Genomic DNA, 18700 nt, shown 5'->3' on the forward strand with positions numbered 1-18700 from the left:
TCAAGTTTGATGCTGCCGTAGCCGGCGGCGACTGCCACAGCCATGTACCTTACTCGCGTTGGCACGGGCCAAAATTGGCTCCCGGCACAATTGAGCCGCACCGAAACTGTTGGCCATCCCAAAACAAAGCTAGTCCCGGAACCCTAAAGTTGGATACCGGCCCTCCCGGCAAAGACGCCCGGGCCTCAGCACGCACCTGATTTTCGCCGCCTTCCGCGGCCCAGGAGTCAAAGGAGACCCCTCGAATGACCTGCCTCACCAGCGCCCGGGAACTGCCATGAAAGCCCCATCCGCAGGGAAACAACATGACACGCAACCGGCCCCGGACAGCCAGACAAGTACTCCAGGCACCGCCCAACTGGATCCGGCCGACGCCCTGGAGAACAGCCGCGAGCTGATGGGGGACAGGGCAGCGGCAGCGCAGGACTTTTCCAGTGAAGAGGCCGGCTACCACAAGACCCTGACACCCCGCCAGATCCAGATGATCGCCATCGGCGGCGCCATTGGCACGGGCCTTTTTATGGGCGCCGGCGGCAGGCTGAACGGCTCCGGCCCTGCCCTGGTGCTGGTGTACGCCGTCTGCGGCCTGTTCGCCTTCCTCATCCTGCGCGCGCTGGGCGAGCTGGTGCTGTACCGGCCGTCGTCGGGCTCCTTTGTTTCCTACGCCCGTGAGTTCTATGGCGAACGGATGGCACATACCGCCGGCTGGCTCTATTTCCTGAACTGGGCCATGACCTCCATTGTGGACGTCACCGCCGTCGCCCTGTACGTGAAGTTCTGGGCCCCCTACTGGGAGCCGGTGCGTGACATGCCGCAGTGGGCCATTGCACTGCTGGCCCTTGTGGTGGTCCTCGGCCTGAACCTCGTCTCCGTGAAGGTGTTCGGCGAGATGGAGTTCTGGTTCGCGCTGACAAAGGTGACGGCGCTGGTCCTGTTCCTCATTGTGGGTGTCTGCTTTATCGTCTTCGGCGGCAAGACGGACCTGGGAACGCCGGGGATCGGCATCATCCTGGAGACCGGCGGCGCCTTTCCCACCGGCGCGGTGGCGCCGCTGCTGGCCATCAGCGGCGTGGTCTTCGCCTATGCCGCGATCGAGCTCGTTGGCACGGCGGCCGGTGAGACGGCCCACCCCGAGAAGGTGATGCCCAAGGCGGTGAATACGGTCGTGGCCCGCATCGCCGTGTTCTACATCGGTTCGGTGCTGCTGCTCTCCCTGCTCCTTCCCTTCACTGCCTACAAGGCGGGGGAGTCCCCGTTTGTCACGTTCTTCTCGCACCTGGGTTCGCCGGAATCGGCGGCGGTGTCCGCGTCCGTGATGAACTTCGTGGTGCTCACGGCCGCCCTGTCCAGCCTCAACGCGGGCCTTTACTCCACCGGGCGCATCCTGCGGTCCATGGCAGTCAATGGATCCGCACCTGCTTTCACGGCGCGGATGAGCCGCAGCGGGGTGCCCTACGGCGGGATCCTGCTCACCGCCGTCGTCACCCTGCTGGGAGTTGGCCTCAACGCGCTGGTGCCTTCGCATGTGTTTGAAATCGTCCTGGAAATCTCCGCAGTGGGCATCATCGGCGGCTGGGCCACCATCATGCTCTGCCACATCAAACTCCAGAAGTGGGTCCGGCAGGGCAAGGCCGTGCGCCCCTCATTCAGGCTGTTCGGCGCGCCCTATACGTCCTACCTGACGCTGGCATTCCTCGCTTTTGTGCTGGTCACCATGGCGTTTTCCGAGATGGGCCGCTGGGTCCTGCTGTCCTCGCTGGCACTGGTCCCGCTGCTCAGCCTTGGCTGGTACGCGACGCGCCGCCGCCGCGCTGAGGCTGCCCTGGCGGCCGCGAACCACGCGAACTAGCCCAGTGACGAATCAAAAACAGAACATCCCCACGAACAACGGAAAAAGCTTCATGACGTACGACGCCGCGTCCCCGGCCCTGCAGGTTCAGCCGGCACATTCGCCGGTGCTTTCGCACCCACTTTCGACGGGGCGGGTGGCAACGTCGCCAACATCCGCCCAGCCTGAGATCGGAACGCCCAGCCGTGCCTGGCGGATCCGGGCCGACTCGTGGGAGTTCCTGGGTTATGCCCTCAGGCAACTGGCCAACGGTTCAGGCAGCAACGGCCAGTCCGGACTGCTGGGCCAGATCAGGAGGGCCCTGGCGCTCCTGGACTCGGTGGAGCCCTACTGGGCGTTCCCCGGACGTGCCAGCATGGACCGTCTGAACAGCATCATCGCTGCCGGGCAGTACCAGGACGCGGTTGACCTGGTGGACGGGATCAGGGCAAGGATGGGACGGGCCAGGCCCCCAGCGGAACAGCCCACTACGGGCCACTCAGAAGCTGCCGAACCCACGCACGACACGGACCTGACTGCGGAGCGTCCGCGGTTTGAAGTGCTGGTGGTTGACGATATCCCGGTGCAGGACGCAGAGGCGCTCAGGAACGACATGCTCGCCCAGCGCCGCCCGGCCGACGCCTTCAGTTACGACGTCAATGTGGTCTCCTCCTACGAGGACGCGCTGGTGGCTTTGTTGCTCAACCCTGACATCCAGGCGTGTGTCCTCCGGCCGGGATTCGGCATCCGGGCTTCCCGGCCCCTCGGATCGGACCTGAAAAGGGTTGTCTCCCGCCACGTCGAGGATGACCTCGAACGGCTCCGTCCCATCGACCGGATCCTTCGGCTGGCTGAACGGATCGCTGAACTCCGCCCGGAGCTGGACGTCTACCTTGTGGCAGGTGTTGCCATCGAGGGCCTGGCCGGTTCGCTGACGCGCCGGTTTGCGCGGATCTTCCGGCGGGAGGACAGGCTGGACCTGCACCTGTCGCTGCTCGCCGGGGTGGCCGGACGCTATGAAACACCCTTCTTCACGGCGCTGCAGGAATACAGCCGCAGGCCTGCCAGTGTCTTCCATGCCCTGCCGATATCCCGCGGCGGCTCGGTGGGGAACTCCCCGTGGATCAGGGACATGGCTGATTTCTACGGCCAGAACCTGCTCCTGGCCGAGACCTCCGCCACGTCCGGCGGCCTTGATTCGCTGCTGGATCCGCATGGCTCCATCAAGAAGGCACAAACCCTGGCGGCGAGGGCTTTCGGGGCGGAGAAGACGTTCTTTGTCACCAACGGCACCTCCACTGCCAACAAGGTGGTGCACCAGGCCATCGTGGCGCCGGGGGACATTGTGCTGGTGGACCGCAACTGCCACAAGTCCCACCACTATGCCCTGATGCTCTCCGGCGCCCAGGTGGCGTACCTGGACGCCTACCCCCTGGACCAGTACTCGTTCTACGGGGCCGTGCCGCTGGAGAGCATCAAGAAGATGCTGCTGGACTACCGCCGCGCCGGCCGGCTGGACCGGGTCAAGATGATCACGCTGACCAACTGCACCTTCGACGGCATTGTGTACGATCCCGAAAGGGTCATGGAGGAATGCCTGGCCATCAAGCCGGACCTGGTGTTCCTCTGGGATGAGGCCTGGTTCGCCTTCGCCGGGTTCCATCCGGTGTACCGCCGTCGGACGGCCATGGCGGCTGCCGCCAAGCTGGAGGCGCAGTTCCGGGACCCCGGTTTCAGCGTCCGGCACGCAAAGCAGGCGGCGGAGCTGCCGGACGCAGAAAGCGGCGGCCCCGAAGCGGACGACGCCTGGCTCCGGACCCGGCTCATCCCGGATCCGGCAAAGGCCAGGCTGCGGGTCTATGCCACCCAGTCCACGCACAAAACCTTGACCTCCCTGCGCCAGGGGTCCATGATCCACGTGTTCGACCAGGACTTCGAACAGCTCAACGGCGAGGCGTTTCGTGAGGCCTACATGACGCATACCTCCACCTCGCCCAACTACCAGATCCTGGCGTCGCTGGACATCGGCCGGCGGCAGGCGGAGCTGGAAGGTTTTGCCCTGGTGCAGAAGCAGGCGGACCTCGCGGTGAGCATAGCCCAGGCGGTGGCGCGCAACCCGCTGCTGAAGAAGTACTTCCGCATCCTGGGCGCCAAGGAACTGGTGCCGGAGGAGTTCCGTGAGACGGACTGCTCCATGCCGCTGAGCCAGGGACTGTCCGCCTTTGACGAAGCCTGGCGGCGGGACGAGTTTGTGGTGGATCCCAGCAGGCTCACGCTGGACATCGGGCTGACCGGAATTGACGGCGACACCTTTAAGCACGACCACCTTATGGACAAGTACGGCATCCAGGTCAATAAGACGTCTCGGAACAGCGTGCTGTTCATGACAAACATCGGCACGTCGCGCAGCGCGGTGGCCTACCTGGTGGAGGTGCTGGTGAAGCTGGCCGAGTCCTTCGAAACGGAAAAACGGACGCTGGGGCCGCGGGGCCTCAGGGCATTGGAAGCCCGCGTTTCGGCGCTGAGCAGCGCCCCGCCGGCGCTTCCGGATTTCAGCAGTTTCGCCCGCCGGTTCCGCACTGATGCCACGTCGCCGGACGGCAATCTCCGGGCCGCCTACTTTGAGACGTACAAGGACGGAGCCACGGAGTACGTGGAACCTGCCGAGCTGGCCGCGAGGGTGGAGGCCGGGCATGAGGTGGTGTCTGCCGGCTTTGTGACACCGTACCCACCAGGGTTTCCCATTCTGGTGCCGGGCCAGGTGATCACGGGCAATGCCCTGGCCTTTATGGCGGCACTGGACACCCGCGAAGTCCACGGGTTCGATCCCGCCCTCGGTTACCGGGTGTTCACGGAAGAATGGCTCACCTCGGCCAGCTAGCGCCGGGCACCGCTGCCCCGGGTCTCCTTGAGCCGGGCGCGGTGCGCGGTGGCCCTGAGCTGCAGGATGCGGGCGGCGCCCGCGATGGCCACCAGGACGCCGCCGGTGACGCTGGCTATAAACAGGGCCATGCCCAGCGGGACAACTCCTTCCATTCCCAGATACCTGACGGCCACCTGGTCCTGGTTCTGCATGATGAAGATAATCAGCAGGATCAGGAGCACCAGGGCGGCCACGACGGCGGCCCACACCATTCCGGCGCGGGTCACCCGTTGCGGGCCTGCTGAGGGCGCTGCCGGGGGAGCGGCGGGGGTGGCCGCTGCGGCGGGCAGGGCCCCGCTGGCTGCTGCATCTTGAGACGCGGGAGGACTGGCGGACGCGGGCGGACTGACGGGGCGGGACTCCGGCACCGGCTGCCCCACATACTCCTCGCCGGGTTGCGGCCGACGCTCCGCGCCGCCCGCAGGCATGGACTGTCCTGTACTCATTTTGCCGCCTCTTTAGTAAGCATACTTACAGTTCCACCATAGTGGCCGTCCGGCGGCGGTGTATAGCTGGAGACGTGTTTAGCGCCGCGGTGTAAAGCTGCAGGGTTTCGCCGAGTCCTCCGGTCAGGCCCGGCCCGTGCTGACGTTGGCGGAGAAAAGCAGGAGAGTCAGCCGTCGGCCAGCCGGCGGGCATGCTCCCGTTCTGCCGCCGTCAATTCGCCGGCCCCGCTGGCCTGCAGGACCCAGGCCGTCACCGCGCCGCCCGGACCGGCGACGGATCCGGCGCTGAGGGCTTCTTGCATCCGGCGGCGGACCTTGGCCAGCCGCTCCGGCTCGGTGGCGAAGATAATCTTCAGGCGCACCGTCCCGCCAGTGCGCTCGGCGCTGGTGTGGTGCGCGGCAAGCGGGCAAGGCGGCGGGTGCTCAAAACTCCCGCAGAGGGCAAGCGTGATGGCCGCGCCCGGCGCACGGACATCGGCTCCTGCGTCCATCAGCAGGGTGGCGTTCTGTGCATAAAGTCCGCGCATGGCCCCATTCTCCGGCATCCCACCGCCTTGGCGCAGCCGAAGGGCCCCGCTCATACCTGAACGGGGCCCTCCTCGGACAGTGGGTCATGCCGGCTTGTCAGACCTTCTCAAAATTGCGGTCAGCAGCAGGCTCCTGGACCTTTGGTGCCTTCCGGCGGGGAACGAATGCCCAGAACTTGAATTCAGGCTCCGTCAGGTCCGGCTCTGAACGGGCCGGCTGCGTGTCCTGTTTTTTCTCAGGTTCGCGTTCGGCTTCCTTGCGGATGCCCCACCCGAAGTCCTTACTCGATGAATAGCACATCACAACCTCCTAATAGTGATTGCCCTTTAATCGTCCTCCGTTACTGCCTCTGAGTCGACACCCCGGCCGTATCATGTAAGTCGTGACTGCCGCGGGCCACGGGTTTTTCGCCTCGGCTGGCAAGCCGTTGCGGTCACGGCAGCGGCGATGAAAGGCAAGTATGGAGTCCAGCGGTCTCGATCATATTGACGAGGCGATCCTTGCCGAGCTCACCAGGAACGCCAGGATTCCCCATGCCGAGCTCGCCCAGCGCGTGATGCTGTCCCGGAATGCCGTACGCCAGAGGATCACCCGGATGGAGCGCCGCGGGCATATCGAGGGCTACACCATTATTGCCGGCAGCCCGGGCCAGCGGATGGTGTCCGCCATGCTGCTGGTGTACCGCAAGGACCGGATGCGCGGTTCCGATGTGCTGGCGGCGCTTCGGAACATTCCGGAAGTGGTCCTCTGCGATGTGCTCAGCGGCGACTTCGATCTTCTGGTGCGTCTGGAAGCCCGCTCCCTGGAGCGGATCCAGGACATCTGGGAACAGATCGCGGGCCTCCCCGGCGTGCATGACACCGTGACGGCGCTGACCCTTTCCACCGTTATCCGCCGCGAGACCCCCGGGTATGACAACAGGCAAGACAAGGGCTATGACAACGGGCAGGACAACAGCCAGAACAACAGCCAGGACAAGAGCCAAGACCACGGGGACCGTCCGGAGGGAAGCTAGAAGCGGATGGCGTCGATCACCTTGATTCGCACGGCCACCAGGGCGGGGATGGCGCCGGCCAGCGCGCCCACCAACACGGCGGAGCCCAGCCCAAGCATCGCGGCCTCAACCGGAAACCCCGGATACTCCGTTAGCCCGGGCGCGATGTTGGCCTGGATCCACGGGTGCTTCACCACCGCCACGGACAGCATGACGCCAACGATTCCGGCCACCGCAGTGGCAACCACGGATTCCATCATGACACCGAGGAAAATCCGCTGCGACGTGGCTCCAAAACTGCGGCGGATGCCGATTTCCCGTACCCGGTACCGCACCGTCACCATGGAAATGTTCAGCATGCCCACCGCGCCCAGGAGGAGCACAAGCCCGGCGATACCGCCAACGGCAAGCTGGACAGTCGCGAACGGATCCCCGTTGCTGGCATAGTCCGTCCGGTCCACCTGCACCTGCATGCCGGGGAACTGCCGCTGCAGGTCCGAGGTAATGGCAAATTTGAGTACTTCGGCCTGATCGTCCCCCACCCAGAGTTTGAACTGCCCGAATCCTCCCGAAGAGATGTCCGCGCGGTCCGCTGCCCCGGTCAGCATAAAGGCCGACGGCGGTGCCTGCGGGAACTGGTCGGGAACCACCCCGATGATCACCGCCGTCGTTTCCTGCGTTCCGAGAAGCTGGACCTTTGGATTGGTGGTCAGGTTTGGCCGGCCTGCGGCGTTGTAAAAGCCCTCTGAGACAACCAGTGCCGGGGCAAGCCGGTTTTCGTCGTCGGCGGCGAACCATCCGCCCTGGCGGACGTCCAGGCGGTGGATCATTCCGTAACCGGGATCCACGAGCTGGAGGTTCAGCTGCTGCACGCCGTACGGGGACTGGAAGGAATGCTGTGCCTGTTCTGAATGTGAGTAGTAGGTGATCCCATAGCGGTCGATCACGCCCTGGTAGGCGTCCTCGAGTTTCTGCTGATCCGGCTGGGTTGGCCCGAAGACGCCGATGCCCAGGGTGGCCGCACGCCCGCCGTACTGTTCTGAGCTTGCCTTGAAACCTTCTCGTGCCAGGTTCCCTAAACCCACGACGGAGGTCAGGGCAGCCACGGAAAGTGCCACCCCCACGAGCGCCAGCAGAATCCGGGTCTTGTTGATCCTCAGTTCCTGCCAGGCTTCCAGGAGGGCAGAAATGATGCCGGTCATGCGCTCACTCCCGCCGGGACGTCCGCAGCGGACAGGACACCTGTTTCCAGCCGGTAGCAGGCCCGGGCGAGTGAGGCCACATTGACGTCGTGGGTGATGGTGACCAGTGCGGCGCCGGATTCGGTGGCCACAGTGTCCAGCAGCGCCATCACGGCCTGTCCGGTATCCACATCGAGGGCGCCCGTAGGCTCATCTGCCAGGATCAGGCGGGGGCGGCGGACCAGCGCCCGCGCAATGGCAACCCGTTGCTGTTCACCGCCGGAGAGCATGTTGGGCAGCGTCTGGGCCCTGTGGGCCAGGCCCACCCGGTCCAGGATGTCCATCGCTATCTCCCGCCGCCGCCAAAACTGGGCACCGCGGGCATACAGGAGCGGTGTGATGACGTTGTCCAGTGCGGTGCGGCCGGGCAGCAGGTTGAACTGCTGGAACACAAATCCCACGGCCTCCCCGCGGAGCTTTGCCCTGGCACCGCCTTTCAGTTGCTGCACAGGAGTTCCCATGAAGCTCAGTTCCCCGCTGCTGGGCAGGTCAAGGAGACCGAGCAGGTTCAGCAGCGTGGACTTGCCGCACCCGGACCGTCCCACCACTGCTGTGTGGTCGCCGCTGTGAACGGCAAGGTCAACGCCGCGAAGAATATGCAGTTCCTGGTCATCAGGCAGCAGGACTGTCCGGGTGACCCCTTTGAGGGCTACAAGTTCCTCCACCGTCAGCCGCCCATCGGCATGCCGGGTCCGCCGAACTGCGGTCCGGCGGGCGCTTGGGCGAGTGCGCCCGGAATGAACTCAAGGACCGCTTCGCCCTCAGCCAGGCCCGAGACCACCTCCACCACGGAACCATCGTTGAGGCCCAGCTGGACCTTGCGCTGCTCGGGCTCAGCCACGGGACCGCCGGGCGGGAGTCCGCCCACCGGAGCTCCAGCAGCAGTTCCCCCGGCGGGGGCATCTCCGGCCACAGCCGTGCCGGCAGGCCCGCCGGCTCCGGGGACGCCGGCGGGGGGCGCCATGCCATCCGCCGCGATCCAGACGATGCCTTCCTTGACGCTGCCCTCCACAGCCGTGAGCGGCACGGTGAGGACGTTAACGGCTTCGCCGGCGGTGACGGTCATGGTGGCGCCGAGTCCCGCAAAAACTTCAACGTTGGTGGGGACAGCGCAGCTCAGCGTCCCGGTGGGCGAGCCGCCCTGCTCCGGCGCCCCGCCGGCAGAACCGGGACCCGCGACGGCCATGGGAACCGAGCGGCTGGCGCCGCCGCCCGTACTTCCGCCCATCCCGCCGCTGACCGAAGCCTCCGCGGCTCCGCTGGCCACACTCTTCAGGTCCACGGACGGGCAGGTGAATGGAGCGGGGCCACCCACCAGCGAGATTTGCGCCGATCCCGGCTTGGCCAGGAGCCGGTACTGCTGGGCAGCGTTCACGGAGCCGCTGACGGTGTAGGTTCCTGGGTCGATTGTTCCGGCAGCCTGTCCCACGCTGACCTGCTGGTCGATCAGGACGTCCAGGGTTTTAAGGGCACCGCCTGCGGGCGCCAGCACATCGGTATATGTATAGGTGGGAAGGGCTGCAGTGCGGGCTGCCGGCTGGCTTTCGGACCCCTGCCCTCCCGGTCCGGTTGCCCCCTCGGTGCCGGCTTCAGTGCCCGTCCGCGCAGGCTGGACCTCGCTCCGGACCTGGTACAGGGGATCCCCGGCTACCACCTTCACGCCTGGTTCCAGGAAGATGTGCGTCACCACGCCGGCAGCGGTGTTCCGCACGCCCACCGCCGCATCATTCTGGACAGTTGCCTTGATCTCCACCTTGTTGGTGACCGTCGCCCGGACCGCCTGCACCACAGGAACGGCCACTTGCGCCCCTGGGCCTGCCACCGCAGGTTCCGGTTCCATGCCATCCACAAAAGCGATTTTGACCAACGTCACCGCAATGACCGCGAACACTGCCAGCCACGCTGCCGGCAACACAATACGCCTGAAAACTCTCATTCCTGCCCCCATCAGTACTTCCCCCGGAGCACCTCTCCACGGGATGCATACTCAGCATATAGTCAGCCCGCTCCAGAACGGGACATATCTCACAGTTGACTGCCCAAGGAGGGTTGGCCGATGATTATCTACAACGATGTAAATCCGCTGAAAGGTCATCATGCCCCGCCTCGAAACCGCTGCCGGCCCGGCCAGCCCGGCCAGCCCGGACCCGGACATCACAGCCCCGGACAACACGGACCCGGGGCTTCCGGATCCCTTCATCCTTCAGCGGGCCGATCCCTGGATGACCAGGCATCAGGGCCGCTACTATTTCACCGCCTCAGTCCCGGAGTACGACCGCCTGGTGATCCGGCAGGCGCCCAGCCTTGCAGGTCTTGGTTCCGCACCTGAAGCGACCATCTGGCAGCGGCCTGCATCGGGACCGCTGGGCGGCCATATCTGGGCGCCGGAACTGCACCACTTCGACGGCGGATGGCACCTGTATTTCGCCGCCGGCGACAGCGATGATCCCTTCAGGATCCGGATGTATGTGATGTCCAACCCGGAGACGGACCCTGCAGCGCCAGCCTGGGGTCCGCCGGTGCGCATCCACACCCACAAAGAGAGCTTCTCGCTTGACGCCACCACCTTTGAGCACGGCGGCACCAGGTTTCTTGTGTGGGCACAGATGGACCCCGATTCCAGCCTGTTCATCGCTCCTCTGTCCTCACCTTCAACACTGGCCGGGCCGCCGGTGCGCATCGCCGATCCCACGCTGGGCTGGGAGATAATCGGCCACCGGGTGAACGAGGGCCCGGCGGTCATTCAGCGCAACGGGCGGATCTTCCTGACCTTCTCTGCCAGCGCCACCGACGCGAACTACTGCATGGGCCTGCTGACGGCGGACGCCGGTGCTGACCTGCTGGATCCGTCCTCCTGGACCAAGGATCCGCTTCCGTGGATGGCAACCTCGGACCGCTCCGGGGAGTTCGGGCCCGGGCACAACTCCTTCACCCTGGACGAGGCCGGAAACGATCTGATCGTTTATCATTCCCGTTCCTACCGCGACGTTATGGGAGATCCGCTCCGGGACCCGAACCGCCACACCCGGATCAGGCGCATCCACTGGTCTGCCGACGGCCGGCCCTCCGTCAGCTGCTGATGCAGACCACTTTTGGCTGGGTCATCTCCTCATAGGCGAAGCGCACACCCTCCCGGCCCATGCTGCCGTATTTGGAGCCGCCGAAGGGCATGCCATCAAAACGGTAGTCCGAGGAGTCATTGATCATCACCCCGCCCGCCTCCAGCCGCCTGCCAGCTTCCATGGCCGACGCGAGGGATGCGGTGAAGATGCCGGCGTGCAGGCTGAACTCAATGGAGTTGGCAAGCTCAATGGCCTCGTCGAAGCCGGTGAACGGCTGGAGCATGACCACCGGGGCGAAGACCTCCTCGCGCCAGAGCCTGCCGTTGAGCGGCACGTTTTCCAGGACAGTGGGCTCCAGGACGTTTCCGGAACTGGAACCGCCCGCCAAAAGGGTGGCGCCGGCGTCGAGCGCTTCACTGATCTTCGCCGTTGCCTCGCCAACGGCAGCTGCGGTGATCATCGGCCCCACGTCAGTGCCTTCTGCGGCCGGGTCACCGGCCACCAGGGCCGCCGTGGCGGCCAGGAAACGGCTCCTGAATTCGGCAAGAACGCTCTCGTCCACCAGGATCCGCTGCACGCCCACGCAGTTCTGGCCTGCGGCCCAGAAGGCACCGGAAACGCAGGCTTCCACTGCTGCCGCAATATCGGCGTCGGCCAGCACCAGGTTGGGGGCGTTGCCGCCCAGGTCCATGGACAGCTTCTTGAGGCCGGCTTCCCGCGCAATGGATTCTCCAGTGGAAAAGCCGCCGGTAAAGGACACCATCCTGACGTCCCGTGAACGCACGACGGCGGCAGCCAGTTCGCGCCCGCCGTGCACCACCGTGATGGCCTCAGGCGGCAGCCCTGATTCCCGCAAGGCATCCACCAGCAGCTGCGCGGACAGCGGAGTCAAGGCTGAGGGCTTCAGGATGACGGCGTTTCCGCCGGCAATGGCGGGGCCGATCTTGTGCGCCACCAGGTTGAGGGGATCGTTGAACGGCGTAATGGCCGCCACGATGCCCAGCGGTTCCCGGCTGAACCATCCCGTCCGGTTCTCCGATCCGCGGTAGGCATCAAACGGGATGACTTCTCCGGCGTTGCTTTTGGCCTCGGCCGCTGAGAGGGAGAGGGTGTTGATGGCCCGGACCACTTCCTTGCGCGCCTGGCGGATGGTCTTGCCCGCTTCGGCCGTGATGGTCCGCGCAAACTCGTCGCTTCGCAGTTCCAGGAGCCGGGCGGCGCCCGCCAGGATGTCGGCGCGGTCGCTGCGGGACAGGGCACCTGCCAGCCGGGCGCCTTCACGGGCCGTGGCCAGGACAGCGTCGATGGAGGCTGCGGGGGTGATGGGCACTCGGCCGACGCATCCGCCGTCGTACGGACTGAAAACCTCAGCGTATTTCGGGGCGTCCACGCCGGTCAGGGGATCGGCAAGCTTATGCACGAGCGGCCTCGATCGGTGCCGGTGCCACTGCTGGTGCCCCTGCCTGGGCGGATGAACTGTTCCTGGCGTGGATGGCGATGATGTCCGACAGCAGCGCGTACGCAGTTTCGATCCTTCCGGCCCCGGGGCCGGACACCGTCACCTGGCCCAGAAGGTCGGTACTGAAGGCCACGGCGTTGGTGGCGCCGGAAACTCCGGCCAGTCCATGCTCAAGGGGGAGGGCCTGCGGGGCGACGCCGGCTGTCACCGATCCGTCAGGGTTCCGCTGCGCTGATCCCACCAGTTTCCAGCGCTTGCCTTCAAGTGAGGCCTGCCTGACGTCCTGCACAGTCACCGAGGAGATGCCTTCCCGGCTGATGTCACTGAGTTCAAGGCTGGCACCCAGCAGTTCGTTGGCCAGGATCAGCACTTTGAGCTGGACGTCGTAACCGTCGATGTCCGCGCTGGGGTTTGCCTCCGCGTATCCCAGGTCCTGGGCCTCACGCACCGCCTCCTGGAGGCTGAGGCCGGATTCCATCCGCCCCAGGACGTAGTTGCTGGTGCCGTTCATGATCCCCTCGAAGCCGCCCAGCCGTAAGCCGCCGAACATCTGCTTCGCCAGCCGGATGACCGGTGTGCCGCTCATAACGGAACCTTCGAACTCGAAGGCGACGCCGTGCTCCGCGGCAAGGGCTGCAAGCTCCCGTCCGCGCAGGGCCACCGGGCCCTTATTGGTGGTGCAAACGCTCTTGCCTGCTTCGATGGCCCAGCGGACGTGCGAAACCGCCGGCTCGCCGTCGTCAGGGTTGGTGAAGGTTGCCTCCACCACAATGTCCGCCGGGCAGTTGCGGATGACCGCCTCGTTGTCCGTCTCGGCAGACCCGCCGAACTGTTCAAAGGTGGCCCCGGGTCCGAGGGCGAGGACGGCGGCCAGATCGATCCCGCCGGCGTCCACCAGCGAACCGAGGCGCAGGTCCGTGATGGCCGTGACGCGCAGGCCGAATCCCAGGTCTGCCTGCAGCTGTGATCCGCGGGACTGGATCAGTTCAGCCAGGGTGCGGTTCACGCCGCCGAAACCGATGAGCGCGAGGTTGTAGGTGGTCATGGATCCCTCTTTCAGGAGTGCTGCTGTGGTGGGACTTCAATCGTGTCCCGGCAGCCTGTCCGTTCAGCCATGTGATTCCGCCCTAACTGCTGCGCAAAGTGACCATGTGACGGGCGAATTGACCATAAGGCGTGCAATATAAGCATTTTTAGATGTTCTTGATGACTACTGACCCTCATTTGTGTTACTTTCATCACCTCTTGCGACGCCGGCGGCCAGCTCCTTGCAGCCTCGTCACCGCACCAAACGCAAGGGCCACGTGCAGCAGATTGCTGCATCCTCACCATCCCGGGAGACCTCATGTCACTCTCTTCACCTACCGAACTGGGAACAAGCGCCCCGGCCGCGGAACCGGCCACCGGCCTCCGCCGGTCCATGGGCTCACGCCACCTGGTCATGATCGCCATGGGGGGCGTCATTGGCTCGGGCCTGTTCCTCAGCTCCGGATACACCATCTCGCAGGCTGGCCCGCTGGGCGCCGTCCTGGCTTACCTTGTGGGCGCCTTTGTGGTCTACCTGGTGATGGCCTGCCTCGGCGAGCTTGCCATCGCCTACCCGGTGTCCGGCGCCTTCCACATCTATGCAGCCCGATCCATCGGCCCGGCCACGGGCTTCACCACGGCCTGGCTATACTGGCTGTGCTGGGCCGTGGCCATCGGATCAGAATTCACGGCCTCGGGGCTGCTGATGCAGCGCTGGTTCCCGGGCGTGGATGTCTGGGTGTGGTGCGTCGTTTTCGCGCTGATACTCTTCTCGCTCAACGCCATCTCGTCGCGGGTTTTCGGCGAATCCGAATTCTGGTTTTCCATCATCAAGGTGGGGGCCATTCTTGTCCTGATTGTGTTGGGCGGCGCTGCCCTGTTTGGCTTCCATCCCCTGGCCGGCGGTGACCATCCAGTACTGTTCAGCAACTTCGCCACGTCCGCCGGCCTCTTCCCCAACGGCTTCACCGGCGTCCTGGTCACCGCCCTCGCCGTGTTTTACGCGTTCTCCGGGTCTGAACTGATCGGTGTAGCCGCCGGCGAGACGGCCGATCCGGAAAAGAACATCCCCAAGGCCATGCGGACCACCGTCATCCGGCTGCTGATCTTCTTTGTCGGCGCCATCGCCGTTATCGCCGCCACCATTCCCTACGACCAGGTGGGCCTGGATGAAAGCCCGTTTGTCACTGTCTTTTCCGCCATTGGCATCCCGTTCGCCGCAGACATCATGAACTTTGTGATCATCACGGCACTGCTGTCCGCGGGCAACAGTGGACTGTTCTCCTGCGCCAGGATGCTCTTCTCCCTCGCCGAAGAGGGACATGCGCCCAAGGCGTTCCGGAAACTCACCAAGCGGGGCATTCCCATGCTGGCGCTCAGCGTCAGCATGGTGGGCGGGCTTGCCTCGCTGATCTGCAGCGTTGTGGCACCCGAAACCGTGTACCTGGCGCTGGTGTCAGTGGCCGGGTTCGCCGTGGTGGGAGTCTGGATGTCAATTACGGCATCCCATTTCTTCCACCGGCGCGCATTCGTCAGGGCCGGCGGCGATGTTGCCGCCCTGGCCTACAAGGCGCCGTTCTTCCCGCTGGTGCCCATCCTTGCCTTCACCCTGTGCCTCGTCTCGCTGGTGGGCATCGCGTTTGATCCCAACCAGGTGGCGGCGCTTTACTTCGGGGTTCCCTTTGTGGCCGGATGCTACCTGTTCTTCCACTTCAAGTACGGGCGTTCACGGACGGCCCTGCGCTAAGCCGCCTTCGTGCCTGCTACTGCCGGGCTATGTCATCCGCTTCCTGCGGCCCGTGGAACTCACAAGGACCATGGTGCCGCAGGGGGAGGAGGCAGGTCCTCCCGGTGGCCAGGTGGACGTTGGCACACCGCCCTGCCCGTGCCACGTCTTCACGGACATTCGTGTTGCTCAGATCTGACCGGAGCACCCCTGGGCCTGTATTTGCCCGGCGCGAGGGTTCACCCTGTGGGGACCAGGGGGATGCGGATGGATGCTCAGCTGTCATTGGGGCTCCTCTTTGAGCGTTTGCTTTCGATGGATGCTTTTCTCATGACATACAGCTCTTTAATTTTGCTCCCCGCTCGTTACGAATGGGTTAAAAACTTTGATGGATTTGCTGGCCGCCTCCGGCTGCCTTTCCGCCGGAACCGTTGTGCAAGAATTGGTGGCGCCTCAAGAATTGGGGCCTCGAAAGAATCGGGATGCAGTCCCGCCGTCAGGAGCAGCACCCATGGAATCCTCCGAAGCCTCATCCCTGGCCCAGGGCCTTCGGATCGTACGGGTGGTTGCCGACCGGGAAAAGTGGGGCCGGCCGCTGTACGGCGTCACCCAGATAGCTGCAGATCTCGGCCTGGACCGGAGCCGCGTTTCCCGGCTCACCCAGGAGCTGTGCGATCTCCGGCTGCTGGAAAGGGTGGAACGCGGGCCCTTCCGGCCGGGCGCCGCCTTTTTTACGTTGGCGGCTTCCCTTAACACCGGATGGGCCCACGAATCCAGGGCGGAACTCCAGCGGATCGAGGCGTCGCTGGGGCTGCCGGGAAAGCTCTCCGTGCTGGACGGCGCCCGGGTCATCCTGGTCCGTTCCTCCGCCGGGCACGGGGCACTGGCCGGGTCCATCCACCCGGGCATGGTGACCCCCGTCTGGTGTACGGGTTCAGGGCGGGCGCTGCTGTGGGACCACACTGCCCAGGGCATCACCGAGGTACTGGACGACGTCGAGTTCATCGGTGTGGGAGGACCCCAGGCGGCACACTCCGCAGCCGAAGTGTCAGCCCTGATGGAACGGGACCACACCCGTGGCTGCGTCTACGCCGTGGAGGAGTTCGAACACGGGGTCCATGAAATTGCCGTCCCCATCCGGAACCCGGAAGGGCGGATCGTTGCGTCGCTGTGCGTCTACGGCGGCCGCGACGGGTTCGAGGGGCGGCTGGAGGAGATCCGGACCGAGCTGGAAGAGTCTGCCCGGACATTGTCCGCCGCCTCACCAGCCCAAGGGCCGCCGTCGTCCTCCGGGACCTAGACCCTCGGCCGGCAGGCGCCGGAGCGGCAGCGGGCGTTAGCTGCCTGTGTTTTCCGTGACGGGCTGGTCCGCTTCGTTGTTGTTTGATTCGCCGCGCAGGGCGGCTTCCAGCCAACGCCCCCACTCGACGGCGGCTGCCGCGCACTCGGTGCGCCGGCCCGCCAGGCGGGTTTTCGGCCCCACCACCTGCAGTGCGGCCACCACCTCGCCGCGGAAATCGCGAACCGGGACAGCGATGGAGAACAGTCCCGGCTCGGCTTCCTCGTCGACCACCGAGTACCCGCGGGACCGCGCCTGCTCCAGCCGTCCGATAAAGTCGTCAACACTTGCAGGGGTGTTGGGCCCATGCCTGACAAACTCGGTGTTGGCAAAGACCGTGCGGACCTCCTGCTCTGAGGCGTCCCACAGCAGGGCCTGGCCGGCGTCACTGCAGTACGCCGGATAAGGCCGGCCGATCCAGGAGCCGATCATCCGGCTGGCCGCCGGAACGCGCTCGCCGATCGTGACAGTCGAATCGCCCTGCAGGACGCCCAGGAAGCACCCCTCGTTGGTTGCGGCAACAAGGCCCTCCAGGGCCGTCAACCCGTCCGTCCGCAGCCGCTGCTCGGTGATGGCCTGGGCGTCCGCGTAGAGTCCCCAATGCAGTGCGTAGGCCCGGCGCTCGCCGCGGATGAGGAAGCCCTCCTGGTCCGCCACCTTGAGCCCGCGGGAAACCTGGCTGCGGTCCCTGCCCAGGTCCGCCGCCACGTCCGCCACAGTTGCGCCCGGTTCTCCGGCCTCCTGCCGTGCAGCCACAGCGAACACAACCTTCATTCCGCGGCCCATGCTGGAGTTTTTTGGCATGCCCCCGAGTCTAGTCAACCGCCGGCGCCAACCGCTGACACGACCAGGCATCAGCCGCCGTCGCCTTCTGCCGCCTAGAAGATGGCGAAGACCCGGGCAGGAAAGCCGCTGCCGCCCTGGGGCTTGGGCCAGGTGGCCACCACGACGGCGCCAGCCTCAGGCAGCCCCGCCAAACTGGCCATCAGCTCGATCTGCCACCGGCCCTGCGCCAGGATGTAGGTTTCGAGGCTGAAGTCCTGCCGGGAGGTGGACTGGCCGGGATCGGTGTCCGTCTGCTCGTGGCCGATGGCCCGGACCGCTCGGTCCTCCACCAGAAATTCCAGGACCTCCCTGGACCACCCTGGCGCGTGGCTCACGCCGTCGGCGTCGCGGTTGGCCATGGCATCCACGTCAGGCCACCGGTCCGACCACCCGGTGCGCAGGGCCACAAACGCATTGGCGGGGATCCGGCCGTTCCGGCTTTCCCAGGCGGCGACATCGTCCAGGCAGGGGGTGGCGTCCGGGTTCTCGCGGACGCGTGCGCTGATGTCCAGCACCACGAGGGGGAGCAGCATCTCCTCGACAGGAATGTTGTCCAGCGTGGTGCCAGCGGCAACGAAGTGCGACGGCGGGTCCACGTGGGTGCCCCACTGGCCCACTAGGGAGTACCGGTGGACCGTAAAGCCGTCACCGCGTGCCATATCGAACAGCGGTTCCCGGACCTCGTCGGGGAATGCGGGAAAGTGTGGCTGGCCGGGATGGAACGCGTGCGTGAGGTCCACAAAAGTGCGGTCAGCCAAAAGCCCGCTGAGTCCGCTCCAGAGACTGAGTTCGAGCTGCTTGCTCATGCCATCACCTTTTCCTGCCGGTCAGCGGTGCGTCCGGTGGAGATGCTCACCGGATCCGAAATCTCCAGGACAGGGACCTCCCAGGGGTGGATGTCCATGATGGTCTGAAGCAGGTTTTCTACGGCGGCGGCCGGCATTCCGGCATCAAAATAGCTCGTGAGTACAAAGGTGGGGGATACGGAGCTGCCCCCGACGGAACCGAGTGTGGGGTTCGCGCCGGGAGCAACGGTGAAGCCTTCGAAGCCGAAGCTCGATTCGAAGACGTGGCGGTAGATGCCAAAGTCGCCAAGCTCCGGCTTTTCCGCCAGTGCGGCCAGCAGCATGGCGAGGCTGGGATCCTCTTCAAAGACCCGGACGTCGCCGGCGGTGAGGCGGGCCAGGGTGGCCCCGTTGACTGGCCAGTGCACCCGCAGCTTCCGCACACGCTTCATGCCAAAAATATCCATTGTTGCTCCTCTGTGACCCGCTGCAGGCAGGCGGGACTGTCGTTCGTCCTC

General features: G+C 65.4%; 17 protein-coding genes. 6 read left to right on the forward strand and 11 right to left on the reverse strand.

Going from position 1 to position 18700, the window contains the following annotated elements; genetic code table 11:
- Nucleotides 1-397: 397 nt before the first annotated feature.
- Nucleotides 398-1849 (forward strand): amino acid permease, encoded by a 1452-nt coding sequence (locus tag F8G81_RS01390; protein ID WP_267279363.1) that lies wholly within the window; start codon nucleotides 398-400, stop codon nucleotides 1847-1849.
- Nucleotides 1850-1853: 4 nt separating this feature from the next.
- A complete protein-coding gene (locus F8G81_RS01395; protein WP_267277263.1) occupies nucleotides 1854-4709 on the forward strand; it encodes an aminotransferase class I/II-fold pyridoxal phosphate-dependent enzyme in 2856 nt (951 codons plus the stop codon).
- On the opposite strand, the gene F8G81_RS01400 is transcribed toward F8G81_RS01395, so the two are convergent.
- The 3 genes from F8G81_RS01400 to F8G81_RS01410 form a co-directional block, all read right to left on the reverse strand.
- A complete protein-coding gene (locus F8G81_RS01400; protein ID WP_267277264.1) occupies nucleotides 4706-5197 on the reverse strand; it encodes a LapA family protein in 492 nt (163 codons plus the stop codon). The genes F8G81_RS01395 and F8G81_RS01400 overlap by 4 nt on opposite strands.
- Nucleotides 5198-5364: 167 nt before the next feature.
- On the reverse strand, nucleotides 5365-5724 hold the full coding sequence (locus tag F8G81_RS01405) for a hypothetical protein (protein WP_267277265.1): 360 nt from the start codon (nucleotides 5722-5724) through the stop codon (nucleotides 5365-5367).
- Nucleotides 5725-5821: 97 nt separating this feature from the next.
- Nucleotides 5822-6025 carry a hypothetical protein gene (locus F8G81_RS01410; protein ID WP_267277266.1) on the reverse strand — a complete coding sequence of 68 codons (204 nt, stop codon included), beginning with the start codon at nucleotides 6023-6025 and terminating at the stop codon, nucleotides 5822-5824.
- A gap of 160 nt (nucleotides 6026-6185) precedes the next feature.
- On the opposite strand from F8G81_RS01410, the gene F8G81_RS01415 reads away from it, so the two are divergent.
- On the forward strand, nucleotides 6186-6740 hold the full coding sequence (locus F8G81_RS01415; protein WP_267277267.1) for an Lrp/AsnC family transcriptional regulator: 555 nt from the start codon (nucleotides 6186-6188) through the stop codon (nucleotides 6738-6740).
- Here the strand turns inward: F8G81_RS01415 and F8G81_RS01420 are convergent.
- Genes F8G81_RS01420 through F8G81_RS01430 form a run of 3 tightly spaced genes read right to left on the reverse strand, consistent with a single transcriptional unit; the run spans nucleotide 6737 to nucleotide 9896 of the window.
- Nucleotides 6737-7921 carry an ABC transporter permease gene (locus tag F8G81_RS01420; protein ID WP_267277268.1) on the reverse strand — a complete coding sequence of 395 codons (1185 nt, stop codon included), beginning with the start codon at nucleotides 7919-7921 and terminating at the stop codon, nucleotides 6737-6739. The genes F8G81_RS01415 and F8G81_RS01420 overlap by 4 nt on opposite strands.
- The gene (locus F8G81_RS01425) at nucleotides 7918-8631 is read right to left on the reverse strand and encodes an ABC transporter ATP-binding protein (RefSeq protein ID WP_267279364.1); all 714 of its coding nucleotides are present in this window, start codon (nucleotides 8629-8631) and stop codon (nucleotides 7918-7920) included. The genes F8G81_RS01420 and F8G81_RS01425 overlap by 4 nt, the downstream gene beginning before the upstream one ends.
- Nucleotides 8628-9896 carry a hypothetical protein gene (locus F8G81_RS01430; protein ID WP_267277269.1) on the reverse strand — a complete coding sequence of 423 codons (1269 nt, stop codon included), beginning with the start codon at nucleotides 9894-9896 and terminating at the stop codon, nucleotides 8628-8630. Before F8G81_RS01430 ends, F8G81_RS01425 begins: the two co-directional genes overlap by 4 nt.
- Nucleotides 9897-10056: 160 nt before the next feature.
- On the opposite strand from F8G81_RS01430, the gene F8G81_RS01435 reads away from it, so the two are divergent.
- Nucleotides 10057-11040, forward strand: a complete 984-nt coding sequence (locus F8G81_RS01435) for a family 43 glycosylhydrolase (RefSeq protein ID WP_267277270.1) — start codon at nucleotides 10057-10059, stop codon at nucleotides 11038-11040.
- On the opposite strand, the gene F8G81_RS01440 is transcribed toward F8G81_RS01435, so the two are convergent.
- Nucleotides 11030-12442 (reverse strand): aldehyde dehydrogenase family protein, encoded by a 1413-nt coding sequence (locus F8G81_RS01440; protein ID WP_267277271.1) that lies wholly within the window; start codon nucleotides 12440-12442, stop codon nucleotides 11030-11032. The two genes, F8G81_RS01435 and F8G81_RS01440, sit on opposite strands and share 11 nt — an antisense overlap.
- Complete coding sequence (locus F8G81_RS01445; protein ID WP_267277272.1) at nucleotides 12435-13526, reverse strand: homoserine dehydrogenase; 1092 nt, start codon at nucleotides 13524-13526, stop codon at nucleotides 12435-12437. The genes F8G81_RS01440 and F8G81_RS01445 overlap by 8 nt, the downstream gene beginning before the upstream one ends.
- 300 nt (nucleotides 13527-13826) lie before the next feature.
- Between F8G81_RS01445 and F8G81_RS01450 the strand changes: the two genes are divergently transcribed.
- Both F8G81_RS01450 and F8G81_RS01455 read left to right on the forward strand, forming a co-directional pair.
- Entirely contained in the window at nucleotides 13827-15254 is a 1428-nt protein-coding gene (locus tag F8G81_RS01450) for an amino acid permease (RefSeq protein ID WP_267277273.1), read from the forward strand.
- A gap of 490 nt (nucleotides 15255-15744) precedes the next feature.
- Nucleotides 15745-16533, forward strand: coding sequence for an IclR family transcriptional regulator (locus tag F8G81_RS01455; protein WP_267277274.1), 789 nt, complete (start codon nucleotides 15745-15747; stop codon nucleotides 16531-16533).
- Between the two features lie 36 nt (nucleotides 16534-16569).
- On the opposite strand, the gene F8G81_RS01460 is transcribed toward F8G81_RS01455, so the two are convergent.
- The 3 genes from F8G81_RS01460 to F8G81_RS01470 form a co-directional block, all read right to left on the reverse strand.
- Nucleotides 16570-17376 carry an IclR family transcriptional regulator gene (locus tag F8G81_RS01460; RefSeq protein WP_267277275.1) on the reverse strand — a complete coding sequence of 269 codons (807 nt, stop codon included), beginning with the start codon at nucleotides 17374-17376 and terminating at the stop codon, nucleotides 16570-16572.
- Between the two features lie 74 nt (nucleotides 17377-17450).
- The gene (locus F8G81_RS01465) at nucleotides 17451-18203 is read right to left on the reverse strand and encodes a cyclase family protein (RefSeq protein ID WP_267277276.1); all 753 of its coding nucleotides are present in this window, start codon (nucleotides 18201-18203) and stop codon (nucleotides 17451-17453) included.
- The gene (locus F8G81_RS01470) at nucleotides 18200-18649 is read right to left on the reverse strand and encodes a hypothetical protein (protein ID WP_267277277.1); all 450 of its coding nucleotides are present in this window, start codon (nucleotides 18647-18649) and stop codon (nucleotides 18200-18202) included. The genes F8G81_RS01465 and F8G81_RS01470 overlap by 4 nt, the downstream gene beginning before the upstream one ends.
- Nucleotides 18650-18700 lie beyond the last annotated feature (51 nt).

This window comes from Arthrobacter sp. CDRTa11 (assembly GCF_026427775.1).
Taxonomy (GTDB): Bacteria; Actinomycetota; Actinomycetes; order Actinomycetales; family Micrococcaceae; genus Arthrobacter.